Source organism: Ensifer sp. GW101-20A05 (assembly GCF_059424735.1).
On sequence record NZ_JBWKZT010000006.1, the window covers coordinates 339885 to 365748 of the forward strand.

27 protein-coding genes are annotated in these 25864 nt (G+C 64.9%); 13 read left to right on the plus strand and 14 right to left on the minus strand.

Features of this window, described 5'->3' with window-relative positions; translation table 11 throughout:
• Position 1 precedes the first annotated feature (1 nt).
• Genes AC070A_RS18055 through mnhG form a run of 3 tightly spaced genes read left to right on the plus strand, consistent with a single transcriptional unit; the run spans position 2 to position 1133 of the window.
• Positions 2 to 487: a Na+/H+ antiporter subunit E gene (locus AC070A_RS18055; protein WP_057254531.1), complete on the plus strand. Its 486-nt coding sequence runs from the start codon at positions 2 to 4 to the stop codon at positions 485 to 487.
• Complete coding sequence (locus AC070A_RS18060; protein WP_057254530.1) at positions 484 to 765, plus strand: K+/H+ antiporter subunit F; 282 nt, start codon at positions 484 to 486, stop codon at positions 763 to 765. Before AC070A_RS18055 ends, AC070A_RS18060 begins: the two co-directional genes overlap by 4 nt.
• The gene (gene mnhG, locus AC070A_RS18065; RefSeq protein WP_058326881.1) at positions 762 to 1133 is read left to right on the plus strand and encodes a monovalent cation/H(+) antiporter subunit G; all 372 of its coding nucleotides are present in this window, start codon (positions 762 to 764) and stop codon (positions 1131 to 1133) included. The genes AC070A_RS18060 and mnhG overlap by 4 nt, the downstream gene beginning before the upstream one ends.
• Before the next feature lie 57 nt (positions 1134 to 1190).
• On the opposite strand, the gene cobM is transcribed toward mnhG, so the two are convergent.
• Complete coding sequence (gene cobM / locus AC070A_RS18070) at positions 1191 to 1952, minus strand: precorrin-4 C(11)-methyltransferase (RefSeq protein ID WP_058326882.1); 762 nt, start codon at positions 1950 to 1952, stop codon at positions 1191 to 1193.
• Between the two features lie 122 nt (positions 1953 to 2074).
• Positions 2075 to 3316 (minus strand): precorrin-6y C5,15-methyltransferase (decarboxylating) subunit CbiE, encoded by a 1242-nt coding sequence (cbiE, locus tag AC070A_RS18075; protein ID WP_112995949.1) that lies wholly within the window; start codon positions 3314 to 3316, stop codon positions 2075 to 2077.
• On the opposite strand from cbiE, the gene AC070A_RS18080 reads away from it, so the two are divergent.
• Positions 3285 to 4070 carry a cobalt-precorrin-6A reductase gene (locus tag AC070A_RS18080; protein ID WP_093233582.1) on the plus strand — a complete coding sequence of 262 codons (786 nt, stop codon included), beginning with the start codon at positions 3285 to 3287 and terminating at the stop codon, positions 4068 to 4070. The genes cbiE and AC070A_RS18080 overlap by 32 nt on opposite strands.
• On the opposite strand, the gene AC070A_RS18085 is transcribed toward AC070A_RS18080, so the two are convergent.
• The 6 genes from AC070A_RS18085 to ung all read right to left on the minus strand — a co-directional run bounded on the left by AC070A_RS18085 (position 4049) and on the right by ung (position 9230).
• Positions 4049 to 4813: a precorrin-3B C(17)-methyltransferase gene (locus tag AC070A_RS18085; RefSeq protein WP_113132243.1), complete on the minus strand. Its 765-nt coding sequence runs from the start codon at positions 4811 to 4813 to the stop codon at positions 4049 to 4051. The genes AC070A_RS18080 and AC070A_RS18085 overlap by 22 nt on opposite strands.
• Entirely contained in the window at positions 4810 to 5547 is a 738-nt protein-coding gene (locus tag AC070A_RS18090) for a precorrin-2 C(20)-methyltransferase (protein WP_112995951.1), read from the minus strand. Before AC070A_RS18090 ends, AC070A_RS18085 begins: the two co-directional genes overlap by 4 nt.
• Positions 5544 to 6176, minus strand: coding sequence for a precorrin-8X methylmutase (locus tag AC070A_RS18095; RefSeq protein ID WP_058325298.1), 633 nt, complete (start codon positions 6174 to 6176; stop codon positions 5544 to 5546). The genes AC070A_RS18090 and AC070A_RS18095 overlap by 4 nt, the downstream gene beginning before the upstream one ends.
• 2 nt (positions 6177 to 6178) lie before the next feature.
• Positions 6179 to 7546 (minus strand): precorrin-3B synthase, encoded by a 1368-nt coding sequence (cobG, locus tag AC070A_RS18100; RefSeq protein WP_162728105.1) that lies wholly within the window; start codon positions 7544 to 7546, stop codon positions 6179 to 6181.
• A 110-nt stretch (positions 7547 to 7656) separates the two neighbouring features.
• Positions 7657 to 8427: a precorrin-6A synthase (deacetylating) gene (cobF, locus tag AC070A_RS18105; RefSeq protein WP_112995953.1), complete on the minus strand. Its 771-nt coding sequence runs from the start codon at positions 8425 to 8427 to the stop codon at positions 7657 to 7659.
• Positions 8428 to 8522: 95 nt separating this feature from the next.
• Positions 8523 to 9230: a uracil-DNA glycosylase gene (ung, locus tag AC070A_RS18110; RefSeq protein ID WP_057254522.1), complete on the minus strand. Its 708-nt coding sequence runs from the start codon at positions 9228 to 9230 to the stop codon at positions 8523 to 8525.
• Between the two features lie 225 nt (positions 9231 to 9455).
• Here ung and modA point away from each other — a divergent pair, with 225 nt between their 5' ends.
• From modA to modC, 3 genes are all read left to right on the plus strand, one after another.
• Positions 9456 to 10247 carry a molybdate ABC transporter substrate-binding protein gene (gene modA, locus AC070A_RS18115; protein WP_112995954.1) on the plus strand — a complete coding sequence of 264 codons (792 nt, stop codon included), beginning with the start codon at positions 9456 to 9458 and terminating at the stop codon, positions 10245 to 10247.
• A 168-nt stretch (positions 10248 to 10415) separates the two neighbouring features.
• Entirely contained in the window at positions 10416 to 11117 is a 702-nt protein-coding gene (gene modB, locus AC070A_RS18120) for a molybdate ABC transporter permease subunit (protein WP_058325301.1), read from the plus strand.
• Entirely contained in the window at positions 11114 to 12187 is a 1074-nt protein-coding gene (modC, locus tag AC070A_RS18125) for a molybdenum ABC transporter ATP-binding protein (RefSeq protein WP_112995955.1), read from the plus strand. Before modB ends, modC begins: the two co-directional genes overlap by 4 nt.
• On the opposite strand, the gene AC070A_RS18130 is transcribed toward modC, so the two are convergent.
• Positions 12184 to 12582 carry a winged helix-turn-helix domain-containing protein gene (locus tag AC070A_RS18130; RefSeq protein ID WP_112995984.1) on the minus strand — a complete coding sequence of 133 codons (399 nt, stop codon included), beginning with the start codon at positions 12580 to 12582 and terminating at the stop codon, positions 12184 to 12186. The genes modC and AC070A_RS18130 overlap by 4 nt on opposite strands.
• A gap of 186 nt (positions 12583 to 12768) precedes the next feature.
• On the opposite strand from AC070A_RS18130, the gene AC070A_RS18135 reads away from it, so the two are divergent.
• The 6 genes from AC070A_RS18135 (at position 12769) to AC070A_RS18160 (ending at position 20681) form a co-directional block, all read left to right on the plus strand.
• On the plus strand, positions 12769 to 14100 hold the full coding sequence (locus AC070A_RS18135; RefSeq protein ID WP_112995956.1) for an NAD(P)/FAD-dependent oxidoreductase: 1332 nt from the start codon (positions 12769 to 12771) through the stop codon (positions 14098 to 14100).
• A gap of 419 nt (positions 14101 to 14519) precedes the next feature.
• Entirely contained in the window at positions 14520 to 15752 is a 1233-nt protein-coding gene (locus AC070A_RS18140; RefSeq protein WP_057254517.1) for a 3-methyl-2-oxobutanoate dehydrogenase (2-methylpropanoyl-transferring) subunit alpha, read from the plus strand.
• A 1-nt stretch (position 15753) separates the two neighbouring features.
• The gene (locus tag AC070A_RS18145) at positions 15754 to 16767 is read left to right on the plus strand and encodes an alpha-ketoacid dehydrogenase subunit beta (protein WP_112995957.1); all 1014 of its coding nucleotides are present in this window, start codon (positions 15754 to 15756) and stop codon (positions 16765 to 16767) included.
• Between the two features lies 1 nt (position 16768).
• Positions 16769 to 18052, plus strand: a complete 1284-nt coding sequence (locus tag AC070A_RS18150) for a dihydrolipoamide acetyltransferase family protein (protein WP_113737283.1) — start codon at positions 16769 to 16771, stop codon at positions 18050 to 18052.
• Positions 18053 to 18059: 7 nt separating this feature from the next.
• The gene (gene lpdA, locus AC070A_RS18155) at positions 18060 to 19454 is read left to right on the plus strand and encodes a dihydrolipoyl dehydrogenase (protein ID WP_112995958.1); all 1395 of its coding nucleotides are present in this window, start codon (positions 18060 to 18062) and stop codon (positions 19452 to 19454) included.
• 45 nt (positions 19455 to 19499) lie between these two features.
• On the plus strand, positions 19500 to 20681 hold the full coding sequence (locus tag AC070A_RS18160) for an acetyl-CoA C-acyltransferase (protein WP_112995959.1): 1182 nt from the start codon (positions 19500 to 19502) through the stop codon (positions 20679 to 20681).
• A gap of 109 nt (positions 20682 to 20790) precedes the next feature.
• On the opposite strand, the gene purU is transcribed toward AC070A_RS18160, so the two are convergent.
• From purU to hmgA, 5 genes are all read right to left on the minus strand, one after another.
• The gene (purU, locus tag AC070A_RS18165; protein WP_057254512.1) at positions 20791 to 21675 is read right to left on the minus strand and encodes a formyltetrahydrofolate deformylase; all 885 of its coding nucleotides are present in this window, start codon (positions 21673 to 21675) and stop codon (positions 20791 to 20793) included.
• A 194-nt stretch (positions 21676 to 21869) separates the two neighbouring features.
• A complete protein-coding gene (gene maiA, locus AC070A_RS18170) occupies positions 21870 to 22508 on the minus strand; it encodes a maleylacetoacetate isomerase (protein WP_058325307.1) in 639 nt (212 codons plus the stop codon).
• Positions 22509 to 22537: 29 nt separating this feature from the next.
• Positions 22538 to 23554 carry a fumarylacetoacetate hydrolase family protein gene (locus AC070A_RS18175; protein WP_057254510.1) on the minus strand — a complete coding sequence of 339 codons (1017 nt, stop codon included), beginning with the start codon at positions 23552 to 23554 and terminating at the stop codon, positions 22538 to 22540.
• A 69-nt stretch (positions 23555 to 23623) separates the two neighbouring features.
• On the minus strand, positions 23624 to 24493 hold the full coding sequence (locus AC070A_RS18180) for an MBL fold metallo-hydrolase (RefSeq protein WP_112995961.1): 870 nt from the start codon (positions 24491 to 24493) through the stop codon (positions 23624 to 23626).
• Positions 24490 to 25857 carry a homogentisate 1,2-dioxygenase gene (gene hmgA, locus AC070A_RS18185; RefSeq protein WP_058325309.1) on the minus strand — a complete coding sequence of 456 codons (1368 nt, stop codon included), beginning with the start codon at positions 25855 to 25857 and terminating at the stop codon, positions 24490 to 24492. The genes AC070A_RS18180 and hmgA overlap by 4 nt, the downstream gene beginning before the upstream one ends.
• Positions 25858 to 25864 lie beyond the last annotated feature (7 nt).

The following is a 25864-nucleotide window of genomic DNA, read 5'->3' on the forward strand; positions in this document are numbered from 1 at the left end:
GATGCGCACCTGGTTTCCCTACCCGCTTCTTTCGGCCGGTTTGCTCGCCATCTGGCTGCTGCTCAATCAGTCGGTCGCCCCCGGCACGATCCTCATGGGTTCCGTGCTTGCCACCGGTCTCGGCTGGGTGACGCTCAAGCTCGGCCTCGCCCGTTCGCACCCGCGGCGGGTCCTGCTGATGCTGCGTTTCGGCTTTACCATTGCGCTCGACATCATCCGATCCAACCTGGCCGTCGCTGCCGTCATTCTAAGGGGCCGACGCAGACCGCCGAATTCCGGCTTCCTGACCGTCGATATCGATCTCGATGACGAAAATGCCCTGGCGCTGCTCGCCTGCGTCATGACGGCGACGCCGGGAACGGCCTGGCTCGAATACGATCGCCTGCGCAAATCCCTGCTCTTCCATGTGCTCGACATGGAGAACGAGCGCGTTTGGATCGATACGGTCAAGCGCTACGAGGCCGCCTTGAAGGAGATATTCGGATGATGGAACTCACGATCATCTGGTCGATCCTGATTGCCCAGATCATGCTCGGCCTGGCGATGGCGTTCGCCTTCTACCGCATGGTCAGGGGACCACGCGCGCAGGATCGCATCCTCGGCCTCGACACGCTCTACATCAACGCCATGCTGATGCTGCTCACCTTCGGCATCCGCACGGCAAACTCGATCTATTTCGAATCGGCGTTGATCGTCGCACTGATCGGTTTCGTTTCGTCGATCGCCTTCGGCAAGTTCCTGATGCGCGGGGAGATTATCGAATGAGCCATGTCACCGACCTTCCCGTCTGGGCGGCCATTCTGGTCTGCGGGCTCACGGTTCTGGGCGCTGCCATAGCGCTGATCGGCTCGGTCGGCCTGCTGCGGTTTACCAGCTTTTACGAGCGGCTGCATGCGCCGACGCTGGCAACCAGCGGCGGCGTGCTGCTGATCTGCACAGCCTCGATCATCTGCTTCGCCGTGCTGCAGAGCCGCTGGGTGTTCCACGAAATCCTGATCATCGTCTTCGTTCTCGTCACCACACCGATGACGCTGATGCTGCTCGGGCAGGCCGCACTCTATCGCGACCGCGTGGAAGAAAAACACGGCGTGCCGCTCAAGCAGCGTCCGCCGCGCGAAGAACCGGCAGAGTAGGTTTCAGCCTGCGCAACGACAGGGAAAGCCGGCGACAGGGACCTGAAGCGACCCGGCCTATTCGCCGCGGCCCCTGAACCGTCGCTGATAGGCGGGATCGTAGAGCGAACTCTCGCGGAAATCGGAGGCTTCGAGCCCCGGGCCGACGAAGATCAGCGCGGTGCGCTCGATCGGCTCTTCCGCCACCTTGGCGGCGATGTCCCCGAGCGTGCCACGCACCACCCGCTCGTCCGGCCAGGAGGCTTTAACGACGATGGCAACAGGGCAATCGGCGCCATAAAGCGGCGTCAGTTCCTCGACCACCTGCTGGAGCGCGTGGATGGCGAGATGGATCGCCAGCGTCGCGCCGGTGGCGCCGAAGGCGGCGAGCGTCTCACTGTTCGGCATCGGCGAGGCGCGACCGGAGACGCGGGTCAGCACCAAGCTTTGAGCCACCGCCGGAATGGTCAATTCGCGCCCAAGCGCTGCGGCCGCCGCCGCAAAAGATGGCACGCCCGGCGTCATCGTGTAGGCGATGCCGTGCTTCTCCAGCCGGCGGATCTGCTCGGCCACCGCACTCCAGACCGAGAGGTCGCCAGAATGAAGCCGCGCCACGTCGAGACCGTCGGCAGCCGCCTTCAAGTATTCCGCCTCGATTTCGTCCAGCGACATCGGCGCGGTATCGACGATGCGCGCACCCGGCGGGCAATACTGCAGGAGGTCCGGCGAAACGATCGAGCCGGCATAGAGGCAGACCGGGCAACGTCCGATCAGGTCGCGGCCGCGCACCGTGATCAGATCCGCAGCCCCCGGGCCGGCGCCGATGAAATGTACCGTCATATCTAGCTCTCTCTTTGTTTCACGCAGTTGCGGACGCAAAACCGCTTCACGCTCCTGCTGGTTTTGCTCACTTTTCTTCCGCATTTCCGGACGCAAAACCGCTTCGCACTGCTGGTATTGTTCTAGCTCTTCGCCCAGGACCACTGCGTCACCGGCATGGCAGGCCGCCATCCGGTCATCGCGCCAACGGGACCGGCTCGTGCGATATCGATTCGGATCAGCGTGCCACCGAGCCGCACGTGATGATCAAGCAGCACCGCTTCCATATCCGTTGTCACCGCGTTGGCGACCAGACGTCCACCAGGCCCGAGCGCCGCGATCGCGGCCTCCATCACGCCGGCTTCGCTGCCGCCGCCGCCGATGAAGATCGCATCGGGCTGCGGCAGGCCGGCAAGGGCGGCCGGTGCTTCACCTTCGACCACTGTCAACCCCGGCACACCGAACATCGTCGCGTTGCGGCCGATGCGGACCGCACGCTCCGGCGACACTTCGATGGAGATCGCGCGCATGGTCGGGTCGGCCAGCATCCATTCGATACCGATCGAGCCGGAGCCGCCGCCGATATCCCAGAGCAGTTCGCCCTTGCGCGGCGCCAGTGCTGACAGCGTCAAAGCCCGCACCTCGCGCTTGGTGATCTGGCCGTCATGCTCGAACAGCGCGTCGTCGCGGCCGGCCGCAAGCGGCAGGATGCGCGCGCCCTCGTCGGCCGTGACCTCGATGGCGCAGACATTCAAGGGGTGCACGAGGCCGAGCATGAAACGCGAGGCGATCTGCGTCGTCACCCGTTCGCCGGCGCCGCCGAGCGCCTCCAGAACCGTCAGCCGGGACTGACCGAAGCCGCTGGCGACCAGCAGCTCGGCCAGGTCCCGCGGGCCGGCCCCGTCCGATGTCAGCGTCAGCACGCGCGCGCCCGGATGCAGGTGCGGCCGCACCAGATCGAGCGGACGTCCATGCACTGAGACGAGCGTCGCATCCTGCAAGGCCCAGCCTAGCCGTGAGGCGGCAAGGCTGATCGAGGACGGTGCGGGGAGCGTGCGGATTTCGGCAGACGCGATCCGGCGCGCCAGCGTCACGCCGACGCCGAAGAAGAATGGGTCGCCCGAGGCAAGCACCACCACGGGGCTGCCACGGCGACCGACGATTTCCACCACCGAGCGCTCGAGCGGGCTCTGCCAGTGATGAGCCTCGCCTGTGATAAGGGGAGCGGCGAGCTCCAGGTGGCGATGACCGCCATAGACGACGGGTGCCTCGGCGATCAACCGCTTGGCCTCGTCGCCGAGACCCGCTACACCATCTTCACCGATACCGATGACGGTCAGCCAGGGGGAGACGATGGCGGGTTCGCTGTTCGGCACGTCAGCCATGGAAAAACCTCGCATTCTGATATTGGGCGGCACCACCGAGGCGCGCGAACTCGCGAGCCGATTGGCCGAAGACGCCCGCTACGACACCGCAATCTCGCTTGCCGGTCGTACCGCCGACCCGCGGCCGCAACCGGTCAAGACCCGCATTGGCGGTTTCGGCGGCGCCGATGGGCTGGCGCACTTCCTGCGCGACGAAAACATCGCCCTGCTGGTCGACGCCACGCATCCCTTTGCCGCGCGCATATCGCACAACGCCGCGGAAGCGGCGCAACGAACCGGAATTCCGCTGCTTGCGCTTCGCCGACCGGAATGGCTGCCCCTGCCCGGCGATCGCTGGACCACCGTCGACAGCGTTGTCGAAGCGGTGAGCGCGCTTGGCGATCGCCGCCGGCGCGTCTTCCTCGCCATCGGCCGGCAGGAGGCGTTCCACTTCGAGGTCGCACCGCAGCACAGCTACGTCATCCGCAGCGTCGATCCGGTCACTCCGCCGCTTAACCTGCCCGACCAGGAGGCGATCCTGGCGACCGGCCCCTTCAAGGAAGCCGATGAAGCCGCGCTGCTGGAGACCCGGAAGATCGACGTGATCGTTGCCAAGAACAGCGGCGGCAGCGCCACCTATGGCAAAATCGCCGCAGCGCGCCGGCTCGGCATCGAGGTGATCATGGTCGAGCGGCGCAAACCGACGGATGTGCCCGCCGTTGGCAGTTGCGACGAGGCACTCGACCGCATCGCTCACTGGCTCGCTCCCGCATAGAAGCGCGGCGTGTAGACGAGATCGGGTTGCCCTTCACGCTCGACGATGCGCGTTTCCGGCGAGCCGATGATGACGCAGGTCGCCATGTCGGCGCGGTTGGCATCGGCCTCGCCGAGCGGCATCACCGCGATGCGCTCGTCCGGCCGTCCGGCCGCGCGGCCGAAGATGACCGGCACCGTTGCCGGCAGCACACCGCGCAGGATCTCGAAGGCTTCGCCGAGCTGCCACGGTCGCGCCTTGCTGATCGGATTGTAGAGTGCAATGACGAGGCCCGCTTCCGCCGCCAGCCTCAGCCGCCGGGTGATGACCTCCCAGGGCTTCAGGTTGTCGGAGAGAGACATCGCGCAGAAATCATGACCGAGCGGTGCGCCGATGCGGGCGGCAACGGCGAGCATGGCCGTCACGCCGGGCGTGACCACCAGTTCGACCGATTTCCATTCCTTGGGCCCCTTGTCGATCGCCTCGCAGACGGCAGCCGCCATCGCAAAGACACCGGGATCGCCGCCGGAGACCATGCAGACCTTCACGCCGGCAGCAGCCCGCGTCAGCGCCACCTGTGCCCGGTCGAGCTCCTCGCGATTGTCGGAGGCGACGCGCAGCTGGTCGGGACGCAGGTTCAGCCGATCGAGATAGGGAAAATAGCCGTAAAACTCTTCCGCCGCCGCAACAGCTTCCGCCGTCTCCGGCGTCATCTGCTTCGGGCTGCCCGGGCCGGTGCCGACCACATAGAGCGTACCGGTCATGGCCTGTCCTTCCAGCCGGGCACGAGCACCAGCGAGAAATAGGGCGCCTCGTCGTCGGCCTTCTCGGCCAGCGCCGTCATCGCCGCGTTCTTCATCGTGCCGCGCTCGACATAGACCGCCTGATTGAGGCGACCGGAGGCGGCAAGCGCCCGTCGGATCTTCGGCAGATTGCGTCCGACCTTCATGATCACGGCCGCTTCGGTATCCCCAAGCCGCCGGCCAAGCTCGGCCTCGGCCATCGTGCCCGGAAGCACGGAGAGCACATCATCGCCCTGCACCAGCGGCAGGCCGGCAAGCGACCAGCAGCCGGACATGGCGGTAATGCCAGGGATCACCTCGACCGGGAAGCGGTTGGCGAGCCGCACATGCAGGTGCATGTAGGAGCCATAGAACAGCGGATCGCCTTCGCTGAGCACCGCGACCGTGCGCCCGGCGAGAAGATGCGCCGCCACGGCTTCGGCGGATGCATTGTAGAAATCGGTGATCTGGCTCTTGTAGGCGCCGTCGTCCTTGTCGATCTCGGTCGTCACCGGATAGTAGAGCGGCAGCTCCAGGAGATCGGGCTTCAGCAGGCCTTCGACGACCGCGCGGCCGTTGCCGCTGCGCCCGGCCTTGGCGAAATAGGCAAGCACGTCGGCTTCGCCCAGCGCCTTCACCGCCTTGACCGTCAAGAGCTCCGGATCCCCCGGGCCGGTTCCAACGCCGATCAGGCGCCCCACGCCGGCGCCGCTCACAGGCCCGGCCTCGCGAGCGAATTCAGCGCCGCAGCCGTCATGGCGCTACCGCCGAGGCGACCGCGCACGATGGCGAAGGGAACGCCATAGGAATTCTCGGCCAGCGCATCCTTCGATTCCGCCGCGCCGACGAAACCGACGGGCATGCCGAGGATCGCCGCCGGCTTCGGCGCGCCGTCACGCAGCATTTCGAGCAGGAAAAACAAGGCCGTCGGCGCGTTGCCGATCGCCACGACCGACCCGGCCAGGCGCTCGCTCCAGAGCCTGAGCGCGGCGGCAGAGCGGGTGTTGCCGATCGCGGCGGCAATCTCAGGCGTGCGCGGATCGCGCAGCGTGCAGATCACCTCGTTGCCGGCCGGCAGCCGCGCGCGGGTGATACCGTGCGCGACCATCTCGGCATCGCAAAGGATCGGCGCGCCGGCCTTGAGCGCCGCGCGGGCCGAGGTCACGAAATCGGGAGAGAAGACGAACTGCTTGGTCGCTTCGACGGAGCCGCAGGCATGCACCATGCGCACCGCCAGATCCGCTTCCTCCTCGGAGAATCCGGAAAGGTCGGCCTCGGCGCGGATGATCGCGAAGGAACGCTCGTAGATGGCGTTGCCATCGCGGATGTAATCATACTCAGGCATGTCTATTCCTGTTCGAACGCTGCCGAGACGCGCGCAGCTCCGAGCCGTGTAAGACAGGACTGCGCCGATTCGCCAGCGTCTTTGTTTTGCCGCACCAGCCGGCCGAGGCGGGCAAGCGCGGATTTCACTCCATTCTCATCGGTGTAGGCGCTTGGCAAGCCGTTGGCAGCCCCATTTACGACAAGGCCGTATCCTGATGACGCACCGACCAACGTCAGCTCCGATGGCCTCGGTCGGGCACAGCCCTTCGCGCAGCCGGAAAGATGCACGGTAAGCGAGCCGTCGAGCAGCTCGGGCGCCATCTCGACAAGGCTTTGTGCCATGCCCTTGGTCTCCATCCACGCGGAGGCGCAGCCCTTGCTGCCGGCGCAGGTGGCAATCGCGTTGCGCGGGTCGTCTTCGACGATGCGAAAACCATGCGCCGCCGCCAGGCTCTGGGCGACAGCCGCGGTCTCGTGGCCGAGGCCAAGCACGAAGAAGGCATGCCCCGGCGCAAGCCGGATTGCGGTGGCGCCAAGCTCCTGGGCCTGATGGAGGAAGGCCTCCAGCACGGACGCCTCCACCTGCGCGAAGGCGAGGCCGAGGCCGAGAATAACCCCAGCGTCACCGAGGTCATGACTGCCGGGTATCGAGGCCGAACTCAGAACTGCCGGACGTTCGGACAATGCCTCGCACCGACAAAGGGCGCGGATTTCCGCCGGGTCCAGATCGCGCCCACGTGCCGTCGTGCCGAGGCTCGCCAGTTTTTCGAGAATGGTGATCAAGGCCGGCACGACCGCGTTGCCGACAAACGTCCCGATGATCGATCCCTTCGCTGCCGTCCCGCCCAGCGACAGCAGCCATCCAGAGCCGTCGGGCGTCGAAAGCGCCCGAAGGCGAATGTCGGCAACCACAGCATTAAGACCAAAGCGTCCGCCACCGTCGATGACGACCGACAGTTTGGGCGCAAGCCTCAGCATCGGCCGGCGCGCCTGCAAGGCTTCTCGAAGCCCTGCCGCGATCGGCCGGGGATCCGCGGTCTCAGCGGGATCGATACCGGCAAGCGGCGGCACCTCAATAGCAAGGCCCTCGGCGATCATGATCTCGGCGTCCCCGATCGCCTGCGCCAGCCCAGGTACCGTCGCCGCGCTCAGGCCGCGCAACTGCAGGTTTCCGCGCGCGGTGATCTCGATGATGCCGTTGCCGAAGGTCTTGGCGGCGGCTGCAAGCGCGATGACCTTGGGAATGGTCAGGCTGCCGTCATCGGGCCTGAGCCGCACGAGCAGCCCGTCGCCGGTCTGCATCGGTGCGGCGAGCGACGGACAGGCGCCGCGCCGCATCGAGGCGCTGGCACCGGGTTCTCCGGTCGATGGAAGGGCGCAGGTACTCATCAAATCCGTCATCGCTTGAGGCTCTCCTCCCTGAAGAAGCCTCCAAAGACGCTATAACACAGCCGCAAACCTTGAGTGAGATCAAACACGACGCGGTCTGTCCGGCGTCCTCACTCCTCGAAGTCGACACCTTTGCGAAGCAGGTAGATGTCCATGATCCAGCCCATTCTCTCACGCGCCGACGCCCTTGTTTCGAGGATCCGGTCCCTCACCTCGGCGAGACGGCCGGAAAGGACGATCTCATCCGGCGTACCGAGATAGGCGCCCCAGTAGATCTCGGCATCGGGATCGTCGATCCGCTGAAACGCCTGCTCACCGTCGAGCATCACGACGGAAGTCTGGCTCTTTTCCGGAAAGCTCTCGTGCAACCGGCGCCCGGTGGTGATCTCCACCGGCTTGCCGACGAGGTTCAGCGGAATGCGGTGGCTGGCGCAGAGCGCCTGCAGGCTGGTGATCCCCGGAACGACGTCGTAGTCGAAGGCAACCTGCCCTCGCGCCTTGACCCGCTCGACGATACGGATGGTGCTGTCATAGAGCATCGGATCGCCCCAGACGAGGAATGCGCCGATCCCCTGATCACCCAATTCCTTCGCCAGCAACCCTTCGTAGATCGCGGCGATCTGGGCGTGCCAGTCGTCGACGCTGCCGTCGTAGCTGACGCCCTCGGTGCGGCGCACCGGCACCGCGAATTCGACCGTGCGGCTGTCGCCGCGCGTCACATAACGGGCGCAGATGTCGCGGCGCACTTCGGCCAGCTCGGTCTTCTTCGCCCCCTTGGTCGGGATGAACAGCACGTCGGCGCGGTTCAGCGCATTGATCGCCTGTACCGTCATATGCTCCGGATTGCCCGAACCGATGCCGATGATCAGAATTTTGCGCATGTCCTCGCCTCCGCCTGCCTTCTCTCGGCGTGTTTGGCGGATCGCCGTCTCCGGCGCAAGACCTTACCGCGACAGCGGAAACGTCAACGCCGACCTCAGTTCATTTCGGCGACAGCCGGATCTTCGGGCAGCCGCCAGTCGATCGGATCAAAACCCTTGGATTCCAGGAAGGCATTGGCCTGGGAGAAATGCCGGCAGCCGAGAAAACCGGAATGGGCCGACAAGGGCGAAGGATGCGGCGCGCGCAGCACCAGATGGCGCGACCGGTCGACGAAGGCCGCCTTCTTCTGCGCGTAGGAACCCCAGAGCATGAAGACGACGGGATGATCCGCCTCGTTGACCGCGCGGATGATTGCGTCCGTGAACTTCTCCCAACCGCGCCCCTGGTGTGACGCCGCATTGCCGCGCTCCACCGTCAGCACGCTGTTTAAGAGCAGCACACCTTGCTTCGCCCAGCTTTCGAGGAAGCCGTGTCGCGCCGGCGGAATGCCGAGATCTGTATTCAGTTCCTTATAGATGTTGACGAGCGAGGGCGGTGTTCGGATACCGGGGCGCACGCTGAAGCAGAGCCCGTGCGCCTGGCCGTCGCCGTGATAGGGGTCCTGGCCGAGGATGACGACGCGCACTTTGTCGAGCGGCGTCAGGTCGAGCGCGCGGAAGTATTCAGGTCCCCGCGGAAAAATCTGTCTGCCTTCGTTCCTTTGGGCGAGCAGGAACTGCTTGAGCTCGGCCATATAGGCGCTGGAAAATTCCGGCGCCAGCGCTGCCTTCCAGCTCTCTTCGAGCTTCACCGCCGTTTCCATCGCACCTCCGGTCCATCAATTGGCTTTGAGGCCAGCAATTTAGGCCGCCCGACCGCCATCGCAAGCCCCATCGCGGATGTTGCACGGCTTTTGCCTGGAGCGGATGGGCGCGCCGGACGCCGCGCTGGCCGTCTACAAGAGCATTGTATTTCAATGGATACAACGCTAATCAGGAAGCGATATCGTTGTATCCTAAGAGATATCACGCTTCGTTGGAGGAAATCGATGATCAAGAGAAGAGACTGGCTGAAGGGCCTGGTGTTGACACTCTGCCTCGCCTGGGCCGGTACCACCGTCATGCCGGCATCGGCGCAGGCCGAAGAGAAGGTAACGGTCTTTGCGGCCGCTAGCCTCAAGAACGCGCTCGATGCGATCAATGCCGAGTGGCGGAAGGAAAGCGGCAAGGAAACGACCGTTTCCTACGCGGCAAGCTCGGCGCTCGCCAAGCAGGTCGAGCAGGGTGCACCGGCCGATGTCTTCATCTCCGCCGACCTCGCCTGGATGGACTATCTCACGGACAAGAAGTTGATCAAGGACGACACCCGCTCCAACCTGCTCGGCAACCGCATCGTACTCGTTTCCGGCAAGGCCGACGCAGCAGCCGTCGATATCAAGCAGGGCTTCGACCTGGCAGCCATGCTCGGCGACGGTCGCCTCGCCATGGGTGCCGTCGATTCCGTTCCGGCCGGCAAATACGGCAAGGCGGCGCTCGAAAAGCTCGGCGCCTGGAAGGCCGTAGAGCCCAAGGTCGCCGGCGCCGAAAGCGTGCGCGCGGCACTCCTCCTCGTCTCGCGCGGCGAAGCACCCTATGGCATCGTCTACCAGACCGACGCGGCCGCCGACCCGGGCGTGAAGGTCGTCGGTACCTTCCCGGAAGACAGCCATCCGCCGATCATCTATCCGATCGCGATCACCGCCGAGAGCAAGAGCCCGGATGCCGCCGCCTATGTCGACTTCGTCAAGTCGGCGAAGGGAGCCGCCCTCTTCGAAAAGCAGGGCTTCACCGTCCTTAAGTAATCGGCCTGAAAAGGCGGTGGATCTCGGCTGTCCAGAGGCAGGCGAAGCATCTATCGTCACGTGTCGCCCGCGCCCAAACGCGGGCGACGCGATCATTTGTCAGAGGCGGGGGGCGGACGCAGGCGGACAGCCACATCCCACCGGCCTCGTATCGGGGAGCGACATCTGTTGGACTGGCTTGCAGTAAGCGATGCGGAATGGACGGCGATCCTTTTGAGCCTGCGCGTCGCAACCGTCGCGATGATCTGCAGCCTGCCCTTCGCGCTCGCCATCGCCATGATGCTCGCCCGCGGCCGTTTCTGGGGCAAGACGCTGCTGAATGGTCTCGTTCACCTGCCTCTGATCCTGCCGCCGGTCGTTACCGGTTTCCTGCTGCTCCTGCTCTTCGGCAGGCGCGGACCGCTCGGCGCCTTTTTTGCCGACTACTTCGGCCTGGTCTTCTCCTTCCGCTGGACCGGCGCGGCGCTTGCCTCAGCGGTCATGGCCTTTCCGCTGATGGTGCGCAGCATCCGCCTGTCGATCGAAGCAGTCGACCGCAAGCTGGAAGACGCAGCGACCACGCTCGGTGCCAGCCCGCTCTGGGTGTTTGCCACCGTCACCTTGCCGCTGATCATCCCCGGCATCATCGCCGGCATGATCATCGCCTTTGCCAAGGCGATGGGCGAGTTCGGCGCGACGATCACCTTCGTCTCCAATATTCCCGGGGAAACGCAGACGCTTTCCTCCGCCATCTACACCTTCACCCAGGTGCCGGGCGGCGACGCCGGTGCCATGCGGTTGACGATCATTTCGATCGTCATTTCCATGGCCGCGCTCATTTTCTCCGAACTGCTGGCGACCTTCGCCGCCCGTCGGGTGGCGGCCCAATGAGCCTCACCGTCGAAGCCCGCCACCAGTTCGGCAACTTCTCGCTCGATGCCGCTTTCACCTCGGACGGCGGCGTTACGGCGCTGTTCGGTCGCTCCGGCTCCGGCAAGACCTCGCTGATCAATATCATCGCCGGGTTGTTGAAACCGCAAAGCGGTCGCGTTGTGCTCGATGGCGACGTCATTGCCGACAGCGAGCGTCGGGTCTTCACGCCCGTGCATCGCCGCCGCTTCGGCTACGTCTTTCAGGAAGCGCGCCTCTTTCCGCATTTGAGCGTGCGCCGTAATCTTGCCTATGGCCGCTGGTTCGCCGGCAAGAGCGGCGCCGGTGGCGACTTTGCGCGCATTGTCGAGATGCTCGGCATCGGCCATCTGCTGGAACGCAACCCTTCAGCCCTTTCCGGCGGCGAAAGGCAGCGCATCGCGATCGGCCGTGCGCTGCTGGCAGCACCCCGCCTGCTCCTGATGGATGAACCGCTCGCGGCGCTCGACGAGGCCCGCAAGGCCGAGATCCTGCCCTATCTCGAACGGCTGCGTGACGATGCTGGCATCCCGATCGTCTATGTCAGCCATTCCGTCGGCGAAGTCGCCCGGTTGGCGCGGCGCGTCGTCATTCTGGAGGATGGCCGGGTAACGGCATCGGGTGCCGCCGCCGAGGTTTTGAGCGCGCCGGCCGCCATGCTCGCCACCGGCAGGCGCGAGGCCGGCGTCCTGCTGGAAGGCGAGGTCGAGGGAACCGATCCGTCCCACGAACTGACGACGGTCCGGGTCGGGCGGGAACGACTGCGCATTGCGGGTGTCAGCGCGACACCCGGCAGCAGGCTTCGCCTGCACGTCGCCGCGCGCGACGTCATGCTGGCGACATCAAGACCTGTGGAGATCAGCGCGCTCAACGTGCTGGAAGGGCGCATCCTTGCGATCGCGACGGAGGAAGACGGCAGCGTCGATGTCAGGGTGACTTGCGGCGATGCGACGATTGCCGCCCGCATCACCCGCTTTTCGCGCGACGCGCTGCAGCTTGTTCCTGGCAGGACCGTCTATGCCGTGATCAAGTCCGTGGCGATCGACCACTAAATGTCGTTTGAAACAACCGCGTCCGTACCCGACGGTGCAGTGTTGCCGCGAACGCTTTCGAGCCAGGCAAGATCCTCGGCAATCGCGGCTCGCGTTTTTTCCTCCATCTCGCGGTAGCGCCGGATCAGCTCTTCGCCGAAAGCTGTCACTAGCGCCCCGCCACCCTGTTTGCCGCCGCGCTGCGATTCAACCGAAGGCTCGCTGAACATCCGGTTCAAGGCATCGACCAGTAGCCAGGCGCGCCGATAGGACATGTCCATCGCCCGCCCGGCAGCGGAGATCGACCCGGTCTCGCGGATCAGTTCAAGCAGCATGATCTTGCCGCGGCCGAGCCGGTCGGCGGGCGGAAAATCGATGCGCAGGACGGGGCGAAGATCGGGGCGGCTCTCACTCATGCGGGCGAGCATAGAAGCTCCCCGGGCAAACCGGAAGTCCGCCCGATGGCGAGGCGGACCAGCTTTCCCAAACAAAGTGAGCCGGCAAACCCAAGCTTTCGAGCAATGGCCAGATAGCAGGTCTTGATCTCGCGGCGGCGGCATGCACCGATGACCGTGACACGTCCTGCCCGAAAGTACCTCCCCATGCCCGGTCCCGCGCTTGATCCCATCGCCACCGATACCGCCCTGCCCGCCAAGGCCGACGTCGTCATCGTCGGTGGTGGTATCATCGGCGTCAGCACAGCCCTCTTCCTCGCCGAACGCGGCATCGATGTCGTGCTTTGCGAGAAAGGCATGCCCGGAGCGGAGCAGTCGAGCCGCAACTGGGGCTGGGTGCGGGTCATGGGCCGCGACGAGCGCGAGATCCCACTGGCGATCGAGGCGCTGAGGATCTGGGACACGCTCGACGCCCGTGTCGGCGGCGAGACCGGCTTTCGCCGCAGCGGCATTCTCTACATCTCCGAGAATGAACGTGATGTCGCCAACCGCGATGCCTGGCTCGCGATGGCCAAACCCTATGGCGTCGACAGTCGGCAGCTTGGCGCTGATGCGACCGCGGCGGCGATGCCGAGCGCCGCCCTTCGCTATGAAGGTGCGCTCTTCACCCCAAGCGACGGCCGGGCAGAACCGCAAAAGGCCGTGCCTGCGATCGTTGCCGGCGCCCGCCGCGCCGGAGCGCGCATCTTGACCGGCTGCGCCGTGCGTGGCGTCGAGCGGGCGGCCGGGCGGATCTCCGCGGTTGTGACCGAGAAGGGTCGCATCGAAACTTCGACGGTCGTCGTCGCCGGCGGTGCCTGGTCGCGACTGTTCCTCAAGAGCCTTGGCATCCGCCTGCCGCAACTGAAAGTGCGCAACACGGTCGTGAGAACCGGCCCGGCTTCCGGGGGACCGGAAGGCGCCGGCGCAACCGCAACTTACGCCTACCGCAAGCGGCTCGACGGCGGCTACACGATTGCCGACGGCGCGGCCAATCTGCACGCGATCGTGCCCGACAGCTTCGCGTTCTTCCGCGATTTCCAGCCGGCGCGAAAGGCGGAAGGCGAGGCCGTGCAGGTCGGCCTCAGCGCCCAGAGCTGGAACGAGCTGTTCGAAATCGGCGCCGTCCCGCTCGATCGCCCGGGCGCCTTCGAGCGCCACCGCGTGCTTGATCCCAACCCGGATTCCCGCCGCGCACTTCATGCTCTCGACGCCGCCGCAAAAGCCTTCCCGTTTCTGCGTGAGGCCAAGGTGCAGCAGATCTGGGCCGGCCTGATCGACGTGACGCCGGATGCCGTTCCGGTGATTTCAGCGGCAGAAGGCGTTCCGGGACTGATCATCGCGACCGGATTTTCGGGCCACGGTTTCGGCATCGGGCCGGGCGCCGGGCATCTCGTTGCGGATCTCGTGACCGGAGATAAACCGGTCGTCGACCCCACCCCATTCCGGCTCTCGCGCTTCCTCGACGCGACGCCGATTACGATCGCCCCGCCGGTTTGATCGCCGTACGGCGAAACGCCCGCGAAAGAAAATTACAAGCAGCGACCGGCAAGGCCATGCGCAACACAACGCGTGAGCGCACTCCCGGCAGGATTCTATCTTTCTTCGTCTGCCCCTGCCCCGCAACACGGAAAGACCTTCATAAGCCCCGGAACTCGTGGCAGTCTGTGAGCATTCCCGTCGGGAGAGCGGGGCTTAGGAGGAGTGTACGCAGACCTCAGGCAGAGGAGCCGTGTGAGGTCGGAACGTACGTCTTCGCATATGTCAGTCCGATCGTTTTCCCGATTTAGAGCATTTCCAGCAAAACTGCGTAGCGGTTTTGCGTCCGGAAATGCGTGAAAACAGAGATGAAGAGCGGTTCAATTGGAACCGATCTTTGATTTGGTGCGCTGCGCACTCCGGAGGAGGCCGGAAACTGCATGAGCGATCTCGATCGACTTAGCCTGCATGTCCCCGAACCCGCCGTTCGGCCCGGTGGCCAGCCGGATTTCTCCAACGTCAAGATCCCGAAGGCCGGCTCCGTTCCGCGCCCGGAGGTGGACGTCGCGCCGGAAGAGATGCGCGATCTCGCCTATTCGATCATTCGCGTCTTGAACCGTGACGGCGAAGCGGTCGGCCCCTGGGCCGGTCTGCTGTCCGACGACGAGCTTCTGGCTGGTCTCAAGCACATGATGACGCTGCGCGCCTTCGACGCGCGCATGGTGATGGCGCAGCGTCAGGGCAAGACCTCGTTCTACATGCAGCACCTGGGCGAAGAGGCCGTTAGCTGCGCCTTCCGCAAGGCGTTGGTGAAGGGTGACATGAACTTCCCGACCTATCGCCAGGCCGGTCTTCTGATCGCCGACGGCTATCCCATGGTCGAGATGATGAACCAGATCTTCTCGAACGAGAGCGATCCCTTGCGCGGCCGGCAGCTGCCGATCATGTATTCCTCCAAGGAGCATGGCTTCTTCACCATCTCCGGCAACCTCGCAACCCAATATGTGCAGGCTGTTGGCTGGGCGATGGCGTCGGCGATCAAGCGCGACACCAAGATCGCCGCGGCCTGGATCGGTGACGGCTCGACGGCGGAATCGGACTTCCACTCGGCGCTGGTCTTTGCCTCCACCTACAAGGCGCCTGTCATCCTCAACATCGTCAACAATCAGTGGGCGATCTCCACCTTCCAGGGCATCGCGCGCGGCGGCTCCGGCACCTTTGCCGCCCGCGGCCTCGGCTTCGGCATTCCGGCGCTGCGCGTCGACGGCAACGACTATCTCGCCGTCTACGCCGTCGCCAAATGGGCGGCCGAGCGCGCAAGGCGCAATCTCGGCCCGACGCTGATCGAATACGTCACCTATCGCGTCGGCGCGCATTCGACCTCCGACGACCCGAGCGCCTACCGACCGAAGACGGAATCGGAGGCCTGGCCGCTCGGCGATCCCGTCCTCCGGCTGAAAAAGCACCTGATCCTGCGCGGCGCCTGGTCCGAAGAGCGCCACACCCAGGCGGAAGCCGAAATCGTCGATGCGGTAATCCAGGCACAGAAACAGGCCGAAGGCCACGGCACCTTGCATGCCGGCGGCAAGCCGTCGGTGCGCGACATCTTCGAGGGTGTCTATGCCGAGATGCCGCCGCACATTCGCCGCCAGCGGCAGAAGGCAGGATACTGACATGGCCAGAATGACAATGATCGAAGCCGTGCGTAGCGCCATGGACGTCTCCATGCAGCGCGACGACAACGTCGTCGTCTTCGGCGAGGACGTCGGCTATTTCGGCGGCGTCTTCCGCTGCACGCAAGGGCTACAGGCGAAATACGGCAAGACCCGCTGTTTCGATGCACCGATCAGCGAAAGCGGCATCGTCGGCACGGCGATCGGCATGGCGGCCTATGGGCTGAAGCCCTGCGTCGAGATCCAGTTCGCCGACTACATGTACCCGGCCTACGACCAGATCACCCAGGAAGCGGCCCGCATCCGCTACCGCTCCAACGGCGATTTCACCTGCCCGATCGTGCTGCGCATGCCGACCGGCGGCGGCATCTTCGGCGGCCAGACCCACAGCCAGAGCCCGGAAGCGCTGTTCACCCATGTCTGCGGCCTCAAGGTCGTGGTGCCCTCCAATCCCTATGACGCCAAGGGCCTGCTGATCGCTTCGATCGAAGATCCCGATCCGGTGATGTTCCTCGAGCCGAAGCGGCTCTACAACGGTCCCTTCGACGGCCATCACGACCGGCCGGTCATCCCGTGGTCGAAGCATGACCTCGGCGAGGTACCCGAAGGCCACTACACCATCCCGATCGGCAAGGCGGAGATCCGCCGTCAGGGCTCCGCCGTCACCGTCGTCGCCTATGGCACCATGGTGCACGTGGCGCTTGCAGCGGCCGAGGAAACCGGTATCGACGCCGAGGTGATCGACCTGCGCAGCCTGCTGCCACTCGATCTCGATACGATCGTCAAGTCGGTGGAAAAGACTGGTCGCTGCGTCGTCGTGCATGAGGCCACGCTCACGTCAGGCTTCGGCGGCGAAGTGGCCTCGCTCGTTCAGGAGCATTGCTTCTACCATCTCGAAGCGCCCGTCGTGCGCGTTGCGGGCTGGGACACGCCCTACCCGCACGCCCAGGAATGGGACTATTTCCCCGGCCCCGCGCGCGTCGGACGCGCGCTCGTCGAAGTGATGGAGGCCTGAGATGGGCGAATTCGTAATCAAGATGCCCGATGTCGGCGAAGGCGTGGCTGAGGCCGAACTCGTGGAATGGCACGTGAAGCCTGGCGATCCCGTTCGCGAGGACATGGTGCTCGCCGCCGTCATGACCGACAAGGCGACCGTCGAAATCCCCTCGCCCGTCACCGGCACCGTGCTCTGGCTCGGTGCCGAAGTGGGTGACACCGTCGCGGTGAAGGCGCCGCTGGTGCGCATCGAAATCGCCGGTGAGGGGGAAACAGCCGCACCGGCTGTTGACAACAAGCTGGCAGCAAAGGCGGAAGAACAGCCCGCCGTAAAGGTCGAGGCACCCGCCCCAGTCGCCAAGCCTACGCAACCCGTCAAAGTCGAGGCGAAGGCACCGATCGCGAATGGCCACGCGACCGGCGAGCGGCTGGAAAAAGCACTGGCCTCGCCGGCCGTGCGCCTGCGCGCCAAGGAAAGCGGCGTCGACCTGCGCCAGGTGGCCGGCACCGGTCCGGCCGGCCGCATCACTCATGATGATCTCGACCAGTTCATCGCCCGCGGCGCCCAGCCGGCGCCGGCGCCCGCCGGCCTGCAGCGCAAGACCGCGGTCGACGAGATCAAGGTGACCGGCCTTCGCCGCCGCATCGCCGAGAAGATGTCGCTTTCGACCTCGCGCATTCCCCACATCACCTATGTGGAAGAAGTGGATATGACAGCGCTCGAGAACCTGCGGACGACGATGAACCGCGACCGCAAGCCGGATCAACCGAAGCTGACGATCCTGCCCTATCTGATGCGCGCGCTGGTCCGCACCATTGCCGATCAGCCCGCCGTCAACGCGATCTTCGACGACGGTCCCGGCATCATCCACCGCCATCACGCCGTCCATATCGGCATCGCCACCCAGACACCCGCCGGCCTCACCGTCCCGGTCGTGCGCCATGCCGAAGCACGCGGCATCTGGGATTGCGCCACCGAACTCAACCGTCTGGCGGAAGCGGCCCGCACCGGCACGGCCACCCGCGACGAGTTGACCGGATCGACGATCACCATCTCGTCGCTCGGCGCGCTCGGCGGCATCGTCACCACCCCGGTCATCAACCATCCGGAAGTGGCGATCGTCGGCGTCAACAAGCTTGCGATCCGGCCCGTCTGGGACGGCACGCAGTTCGTGCCGCGCAAGATCATGAACCTGTCCTCGAGCTTCGATCACCGCGTCATCGACGGCTGGGATGCGGCCGTCTTCGTGCAGCGGCTGAAGACCCTGCTCGAAACGCCGGCGCTTATATTCGTGGAGGCCTGAGGCGATCATGAAGGAAATTTCCTGCAAGCTGCTCGTGATCGGCGCCGGCCCCGGCGGCTACATCGCAGCCATCCGCGCCGGCCAGCTCGGCATCGACACGGTCATCGTCGAAAAGGCCAAGGCCGGCGGCACCTGCCTCAATGTCGGTTGCATTCCCTCCAAGGCCCTGATCCACGCGGCCGAAGAGTTTCACAAGCTGCGCGCGGCCGCCTCCGGCCGCAACCCGCTCGGCCTCTCTCTGGCCAATCCGTCGATCGACCTCGCCCATACCGTCGCCTGGAAGGACGGCATCGTCGGCCGGCTGAACGGCGGCGTCACCGGGCTTCTGAAAAAGGCCGGCGTCAAGGCCGTGATCGGCGCCGCCCGCTTCGTCGATGGCAAGACCGTCGATGTCGAGACCGAAATCGGGCTGCAGCGCATCCGCGCCGAAGCGATCGTCATTGCCACCGGCTCGGCGCCGGTCGAACTGCCGGACCTGCCCTTCGGCGGGCCGATCATTTCCTCGACGGAAGCCTTGTCGCTGAAGAGCGTGCCGAAGAGCCTCGCCGTCATCGGCGGCGGCTATATCGGTCTGGAACTCGGCACCGCCTTCGCCAAGCTCGGCAGCCATGTCACCATCGTCGAGGCGCTGACGCGCATCCTGCCGCAGTACGACGCGGATCTGACGAAGCCGATCGGCAAGCGCCTAGGCGAGCTCGGCATCGAAGTCTTCACCCAGACGGTTGCCAAGAGCTACTCCGCCGAGACCGGCAGCCTGCATGCCGAGCACAACGGTCGCGCCATCGATGTCGCCGCCGAAAAGGTGCTCGTCACCATCGGCCGCAAGCCGGTGACCGAAGGCTTCGGCCTGGAGGAGATCGACCTCGACCGCACCGGCCGCTTCATCCGCATCGACGACCAGTGCCGCACCTCCATGCGCGGCATCTACGCGATCGGCGACGTCACCGGCGAGCCGATGCTGGCGCATCGCGCCATGGCGCAAGGCGAGATGGTGGCGGAGATCGTCGCCGGGCATAAACGAAGCTGGGACAAGCGCTGCATCCCGGCGGTCTGCTTCACCGATCCGGAGATTGTCACCGCTGGGCTCTCGCCCGACGAGGCGCGCGCGAGCGGCATCGAGATCAAGATCGGCCAGTTCCCCTTCCAGGCGAACGGCCGGGCCATGACGACGCTTGCCGAAGACGGTTTCGTCCGCATCGTTGCCCGCGCCGACAACCACCTGGTGCTCGGCATCCAGGCCGTCGGCCACGGCGTCTCGGAACTCTCGGCAAGCTTCAGCCTGGCGATTGAGATGGGCGCGCGGCTCGAAGACATCGCCGGCACGATCCATGCCCACCCGACACAATCGGAGGCCTTTCAGGAGTCCGCGTTGAAGGCGCTCGGGCACGCGCTGCATATCTGACGGTGGCACCCACTAGCGCCAACCATTGCCGTATGGGAGAAAGACATGAGCAGAATTGACCCTATCGTCATCGTTTCGGCGGCCCGCACCCCAATGGGCGCCTTTCAGGGCAGCCTCAAGGATTTGACCGCGCCGGAAATCGGCGCCATCGCGCTGAAGGCAGCACTTGGTCGCGCCGGCCTTGAAGCTGTCGACGAGGTGCTGATGGGCAATGTGCTACCGGCCGGCATTGGCCAGAACCCGGCGCGCCAGGCCGCTCTTGGCGCAGGCCTCGGCAAGGAAACGCCGTCGACGACCATCTCCAAGGTCTGCGGTTCCGGCATGAAAGCGCTGATGCTCGGCCACGACGCGCTCCTTTCGGGCAGCGCGTCGGTGCTTGCCGTCGGCGGCATGGAGTCGATGACCAACGCCCCGTATCTGCTGCCGAAGGCGCGCGGCGGTTTCCGCCTGGGGCATGGTGAGGTCAAGGACCATATGTTCCTCGACGGCCTCGAAGACGCCTACTCCGGTCGGCTGATGGGCACCTATGCCGAGGATACGGCCGAACACTACCAGTTCTCGCGCACCGATCAGGACGCCTTCGCGCTTCGCTCGCTGGAGCGCGCCAACCGGGCGGCTGAGGATGGTTCCTTTGCCGTGGAAATAGTGGCGGTCAGCGGCGCCGGCAAACGCCAGACCGCCAACCTTGATCGCGACGAGCAGCCGACCAAATCGGATCCGGCAAAGATCCCGAAGCTGAAAGCCGCCTTCCGCGACGGCGGCAGCGTGACGGCGGCCAATTCGTCGTCGATCTCCGACGGTGCGGCGGCGCTGATTTTGATGCGTGCAAGCGAGGCGGAAAAGCGCGGGCTCACGCCCCTCGCCATCGTCGCTGGCCATGCCGGCCATGCGCAGGAACCGGCCTGGTTTACCACCGCTCCGATCGGTGCGATCGACAAGCTGATGGCCAAGCTCGCCTGGGAGAAGGGCAGCGTCGGCCTCTACGAAATCAACGAGGCCTTCGCCGTGGTGGCGATGGCCGCGATCCGCGATCTCGGCCTTTCCGACGATATCGTCAACATTAACGGGGGCGCATGCGCGCTCGGCCACCCGATCGGCGCCTCGGGCGCCCGCATCATCGTGACGCTCCTGCACGCCATGCGCGCCAAGCAGGTCAAACGCGGCATTGCCTCGCTCTGCATCGGTGGCGGCGAGGCGACGGCGGTCGGGCTGGAGCTGTTGCAGTAGGTTTTGAGCGCCGCCGGTCGAAACGGGCGGCGCTTCTCATTATCAGCGGACGATTTGTCCCCCGAGCCTGTCACCCGCTTGGCGGCGAGAGGGCCGGATTTCCCATACCTCAGCCCATGCGCTCGGAAGCGTAGGAACCCGGGCTCGGCGGGAAGACGACGACGCGGTTGCCGTTGATGAAGCAGCGGTTGTGGATATGGGCGTGTACCGCACGGGCCAGCACCTGGCTTTCGACGTCGCGACCGATCGAGACGTAGTCTTCGGCACTTTGGGCATGGGTGATGCGGGCGATATCCTGCTCGATGATCGGGCCCTCGTCGAGATCGGCGGTGACATAGTGCGCCGTCGCGCCGATCAGCTTCACGCCGCGCTCATAGGCCTGCTTGTAGGGATTGGCGCCCTTGAACGACGGCAGGAACGAGTGGTGGATGTTGATGATGCGGCCCGACATCTTCTTGCAGAGCGCATCCGACAGGACCTGCATATAGCGGGCGAGCACGATCAGGTCGGCGCCGGTCTGTTCGACGAGCTCTAGGAGCTGGGCTTCCGCCTTCGGCTTGTTCTCCTTCGTCACCTTGATGTAGTGGAAGGGAATGTCGTGGTTGACCACCACCTTCTGATAGTCGAAGTGGTTGGAGACGACACCGACGATATCGATTGGCAGCGCGCCGATCTTCCAGCGATAGAGCAGGTCGTTGAGGCAATGGCCGAAACGCGACACCATCAGCAGCACCTTCATGCGCTCTTCGCTGTCGCGGATCTCCGCATTCATGTCGAAGCGCTTGACCACCGGCTCGAAGCCCGCTTTCAGCTCGTCGAGCGTGGCGCCCTCCTGGCTGATGAAGGTGAGGCGCATGAAGAACAGCCCGGTTTCGAGATCGTCGAACTGCGAACTGTCCGAAATGTAACAGCCCTTTTCGGCGAGATAGCCGGTGATGGCGGCAACGATGCCACGGGTGGTCTTGCAGCTGACGTTCAGCACATAGCTTTTCATCGGTAGATCTCTCGCTCCAGAGGTTTTTCCGGCCCCCCTTATACGGCCAGTCACACAAAAACTAGCGCGGCCTTGGCCCGGCCGTCGATCCATTCGCGACATCCGTTTGACGGAACCGGCCAGATGAGGCCGGTCAGCACAAGGCAGCTTCAGTCAGATGATGTCTGAAGGAACAGAACGGACAACCGCACCGGTCAGCGCGGCGTGCGATCCGGGTGAGCGCGGGCGAATGCCTCGATCTCCGAACAATTCTGATCGATCGCGACAAGCCGTGGGCAAGCGCTGAGATCCACCTCCCAGCGGCGGGCATTGTAGACCTGCGGCACGAGGCAGAAATCCGCCATCGACGGGCTGTCGCCATGGCAGAACCGGCCGGTTGCGGGATGGTCGAGCAGCTGTTCGAAGGCGGCAAGTCCCTCGCCGATGAACTTGCGCATCCAGTTGCGCCGCGCCGCCTCACCGTCCTCGGCATTGGCCATGACATAGGAGATCACGCCGAGATTGCAGACGGGATGGATGTCCATCGCGATCGCGTAGGAGAGCATGCGCACCCGCTGGCGCCCGACGGCATCGTCAGGCAGGAAACCGGCATTGCTGCGTGTCTCGGCGAGATATTCGATGGTGGCGAGCGATTGCGTGAACCGCTCGCCATCGATGTCGAGAACGGGCACGAGCCCCTGCGGATTGCGCGCCAGATGCTCCGGCGCCTTGTGCGCCTTGGCGAGCAGATCGACCGGCACCGAACGATAGCTTTCGCCGAGGCTGTTGAGCGCGATACGCACCCGATAGCTCGCCGACGAACGCCAGTAGTCGTAAAGGACGGTCTCGCTCATGCCTTTGCCCGTTCTTGTCGTTCAGCCGTTTAGGCCTTGTTGTAGGCTTCGACGGTCTGTTCGATAGCGCCGAAGATCGAATGGCCGGTCTTGTCCTTCATCTCGATGCGCACGACGTCACCGACCCTCAGGAAATGCGTCTTCGCCGCACCACCGACGATGGTTTCGATCATGCGCAGCTCCGCGATGCAGGAATAACCGGCACCGCCCTCTGCGACCGGCTTGCCCGGTCCGCCGTCAAGCTTGTTGGAGACCGTGCCCGAACCGATAATCGTGCCGGCAGAAAGCGGCCGGGTCTTGGCCGCATGCGCGACCAGTTGGGCGAAATCGAAGGTCATGTCGATGCCGGCATTGGCTCGGCCGAAGGGCTTGCCGTTGATGTCGACGCAGAGCGGCAGATGCAGCTTGCCGCCGTCCCAGGCCTCACCCAATTCATCCGGGGAAACGGCGACCGGCGAAAAGGCAGAAGACGGCTTTGACTGGAAGAAGCCGAAACCCTTGGCAAGCTCGGCCGGGATGAGGCCACGCAACGATACGTCGTTGACCAGCATCACCAGGCGGATCGCAGCGCGCGCCTCGTCATTGGTAGCGCCCATCGGCACGTCGTCGACGATGACGGCGACCTCGCCCTCCATGTCGACGCCCCAGCTTTCGTCGGCAAGCGGGATCGGATCGCGCGGCGCGATGAAGCTGTCGGAGCCGCCTTGATACATCAGCGGGTCGGTCCAGAAGCTTGCCGGCATTTCGGCATTGCGGGCCTTGCGGACGAGCTCGACGTGATTGACGTAGGCCGAGCCGTCGGCCCATTGGTAAGCGCGCGGCAACGGCGACAGGGCGTCGTGTTCATGGAACCGGATCGTCGGCTGCGAGCCGGTCTCGATCCCCTCGGCCACGCGGGCAAGCCGCGGGCCTGCGTGTTCCCAGTCGTCGAGCGCTGCCTGCAGCGTACGGGCGATATGCCCGACCTCGGAGCAGCGGGTGAGATCGCGAGAGACGACCACGAGCTTTCCGTCGCGCGTACTGTCCTTGAGTGTCGCCAGTTTCATGCAGTCCTCCCTCTCAATCTTCTCATTGTTCCGGACCGAAAGCCGCTGCGCGGCCTTCGCGGAGTTGTTTTAAGCGGGCGAATCGTCCGCAAGTCTCACAACAAGGCCGTCGGCGGCGATCGTCAAGGCGCCTGCCCAGCTTTTGCGGGTCGCCGCAATCCAATGGCCTTGCGTTATCTCGGGATCATCGGCCGGAATGAGGTGGTGCAGCACCAGCCGACCGACGCCGGCGGACGTTGCGATCGCGGCCGCCTGTTCGGCGAATGTGTGGCTCGCAAGCAGGTGCTCCTTCAATCGCGCGCCGTTGCCGGTGCGCGCCACCAGCCGGTCGACGCCTTCGGCGAGCATCGCTTCGTGCACGAGAATGTCAGCCCCTCGGGCGAAATCGGCGAGCGGCGGAAAATAGGCCGTATCAGCGGAAAAGACGACCGAGCCCTCCGCATGATCGAACCGCAGCGCGAAACAGTCGGTGACTGGCGGATGATCGACGCGTAGCGCCGACACGGTCAGGCCGTTCTCCGAAAAGACCGCGCCCTCGGAAAACTCGATGACGTCGACAAGAGCGCACAGGTCCGGCCGGCCTTCGTCGACGATGCGAATGTCGATGTCGAAGGCCATCGCCTGAAGGAAGCCCTGCCAATAGGCACGTGTCCCGGCGGGGCCGAAGACGCGCACTGGATGCGCGAGCCCCGCGGTCCAGGCCGTGTGGATCAACGGACCAAGCTCAAGCACATGATCCGAATGCAGGTGGGTGATGACGATCAGGTCCAGCGCCTTCAGCGGCACGCCGGCATCCGTTACTCCGCGGGTAACGCCAAGGCCGCAATCGACCACGATCGAACGGCCGCCGATTTGAAGCAATGACGAGGTCGGCCACGGGCCGCCCGGCCGGATCGCCGGACCACCCTTGCTGCCAAGCAAAACGAGGCGTGAACTCAAGACCAATCGCCTTCCGGCGTCCCGTTGAAGCGCTTCTTGAGATCCGTCCAGCAGTCGATGTAGTTGTCCTGCAACGTCTCCAGTTCGGCGGCGAAGCGGGTCAGCTGCTGTGGGAAGCGGGTCTCGAACATGAAGGCCATCGTATGGTCGAGCTTCACCGGTTTCAACTCACTGTTTGTCGCCTTGTCGTAGCCCGACGCATCCGGCCCATGTGCCAGCATCATGTTGTGCAGGCTCATGCCGCCGGGCACGAAGCCCTCTTCCTTGGCGTCATAGCGGCCGTAGATCAGCCCCATGAACTCGCTCATGATGTTGCGGTGGTACCAGGGCGGCCGGAAGGTGTGCTCGGCCACCAGCCAACGCGGCGGGAAGATGACGAAATCGATGTTCGCCGTACCCTCTTCGCCCGAGGGTGCCGTCAGCACCGTGAAGATCGACGGGTCCGGATGATCGAAGAGGATGGCGCCAACCGGCGAGTAGGTCTTGAGGTCGTATTTGTAGGGCGCGTAGTTGCCGTGCCAGGCGACGACGTCGAGCGGTGAATGGCCGATCTCGGTCACATGGAAGCCGCCGCACCACTTCACATGCACGCGGCAAGGCGTCTCCTTCTCCTCGAAGGCGGCGACCGGCGTCTTGAAGTCGCGCGGATTGGCAAGGCAGTTGGCGCCGATCGGGCCGCGATCCGGCAATGTGAACTTGGCGCCATAGTTCTCGCAGATATAGCCGCGCCAGACCTTCTCTTCACCAAGCCGCGTCACCTTGAACATGGTGCCGCGCGGCACGATGCAGATTTCCGAGGGCTCCACATCCATCTTGCCGAGTTCCGTGAAGACCTGGATCGCGCCCGCTTCCGGAACGATCAAGAGTTCGCCGTCGGCATTGAAGAAATAGTCGTCCACCATGTCGGCGTTGAAGGCATAGGCATGGGCCGCCATTCCGGTCTGCGTCGGCGCATCGCCCGCCGTCGTCATGGTGCGGATGCCCTCAAGGAAGTTCAGTTTTTCCGAGGGCGCCGGCAACGGGTTCCAGCGCAACTGGCCGAGCGCCAGGGAATGCTCGGCCACATGCGGCGCCGTCTTCCAGTGCGGATAGTCGATCTTGGAAAACCGCCCGGTGTGGCGGACGCTCGGGCGGATGCGGTAGAGCCAGGAGCGCTCGTTGGTGCCGCGCGGCGCGGTAAAGGGCGAGCCGGAGAGCTGCTCGGCATAGAGCCCGTAGGCGCATTTCTGTGGACTGTTCTGGCCCTGCGGTAGAGCTCCCGGCAGGCTTTCGGTCTCGAAATCATTGCCGAAACCCGGCATGTAGTTGAGCGCCTCGGCTGCGTCAGTCCGTGCCTCGGCCTGTTTTCCTGCCTTGTCGAGCATGGTTCTA

Coding starts and splice junctions, on each gene's coding strand:
- AC070A_RS18135 (WP_112995956.1), top strand. CDS start 12,769: ATGCCCGGTCCCGCGCTTGATCCCATCGCCACCGATACCGCCCTGCCC.
- AC070A_RS18055 (WP_057254531.1), top strand. CDS start 2: ATGCGCACCTGGTTTCCCTACCCGCTTCTTTCGGCCGGTTTGCTCGCC.
- AC070A_RS18060 (WP_057254530.1), top strand. CDS start 484: ATGATGGAACTCACGATCATCTGGTCGATCCTGATTGCCCAGATCATG.
- AC070A_RS18140 (WP_057254517.1), top strand. CDS start 14,520: ATGAGCGATCTCGATCGACTTAGCCTGCATGTCCCCGAACCCGCCGTT.
- AC070A_RS18175 (WP_057254510.1), bottom strand. CDS start 23,554: ATGAAACTGGCGACACTCAAGGACAGTACGCGCGACGGAAAGCTCGTG.
- cobM (WP_058326882.1), bottom strand. CDS start 1,952: ATGACGGTACATTTCATCGGCGCCGGCCCGGGGGCTGCGGATCTGATC.
- ung (WP_057254522.1), bottom strand. CDS start 9,230: ATGGAAACGGCGGTGAAGCTCGAAGAGAGCTGGAAGGCAGCGCTGGCG.
- modA (WP_112995954.1), top strand. CDS start 9,456: ATGATCAAGAGAAGAGACTGGCTGAAGGGCCTGGTGTTGACACTCTGC.
- lpdA (WP_112995958.1), top strand. CDS start 18,060: ATGAAGGAAATTTCCTGCAAGCTGCTCGTGATCGGCGCCGGCCCCGGC.
- cobG (WP_162728105.1), bottom strand. CDS start 7,546: ATGAGTACCTGCGCCCTTCCATCGACCGGAGAACCCGGTGCCAGCGCC.
- AC070A_RS18160 (WP_112995959.1), top strand. CDS start 19,500: ATGAGCAGAATTGACCCTATCGTCATCGTTTCGGCGGCCCGCACCCCA.
- maiA (WP_058325307.1), bottom strand. CDS start 22,508: ATGAGCGAGACCGTCCTTTACGACTACTGGCGTTCGTCGGCGAGCTAT.
- AC070A_RS18145 (WP_112995957.1), top strand. CDS start 15,754: ATGGCCAGAATGACAATGATCGAAGCCGTGCGTAGCGCCATGGACGTC.
- AC070A_RS18150 (WP_113737283.1), top strand. CDS start 16,769: ATGGGCGAATTCGTAATCAAGATGCCCGATGTCGGCGAAGGCGTGGCT.
- AC070A_RS18095 (WP_058325298.1), bottom strand. CDS start 6,176: ATGCCTGAGTATGATTACATCCGCGATGGCAACGCCATCTACGAGCGT.
- cobF (WP_112995953.1), bottom strand. CDS start 8,427: ATGCGCAAAATTCTGATCATCGGCATCGGTTCGGGCAATCCGGAGCAT.
- AC070A_RS18130 (WP_112995984.1), bottom strand. CDS start 12,582: ATGAGTGAGAGCCGCCCCGATCTTCGCCCCGTCCTGCGCATCGATTTT.
- AC070A_RS18080 (WP_093233582.1), top strand. CDS start 3,285: ATGGCGGGTTCGCTGTTCGGCACGTCAGCCATGGAAAAACCTCGCATT.
- modC (WP_112995955.1), top strand. CDS start 11,114: ATGAGCCTCACCGTCGAAGCCCGCCACCAGTTCGGCAACTTCTCGCTC.
- mnhG (WP_058326881.1), top strand. CDS start 762: ATGAGCCATGTCACCGACCTTCCCGTCTGGGCGGCCATTCTGGTCTGC.
- cbiE (WP_112995949.1), bottom strand. CDS start 3,316: ATGGCTGACGTGCCGAACAGCGAACCCGCCATCGTCTCCCCCTGGCTG.
- AC070A_RS18085 (WP_113132243.1), bottom strand. CDS start 4,813: ATGACCGGTACGCTCTATGTGGTCGGCACCGGCCCGGGCAGCCCGAAG.
- purU (WP_057254512.1), bottom strand. CDS start 21,675: ATGAAAAGCTATGTGCTGAACGTCAGCTGCAAGACCACCCGTGGCATC.
- hmgA (WP_058325309.1), bottom strand. CDS start 25,857: ATGCTCGACAAGGCAGGAAAACAGGCCGAGGCACGGACTGACGCAGCC.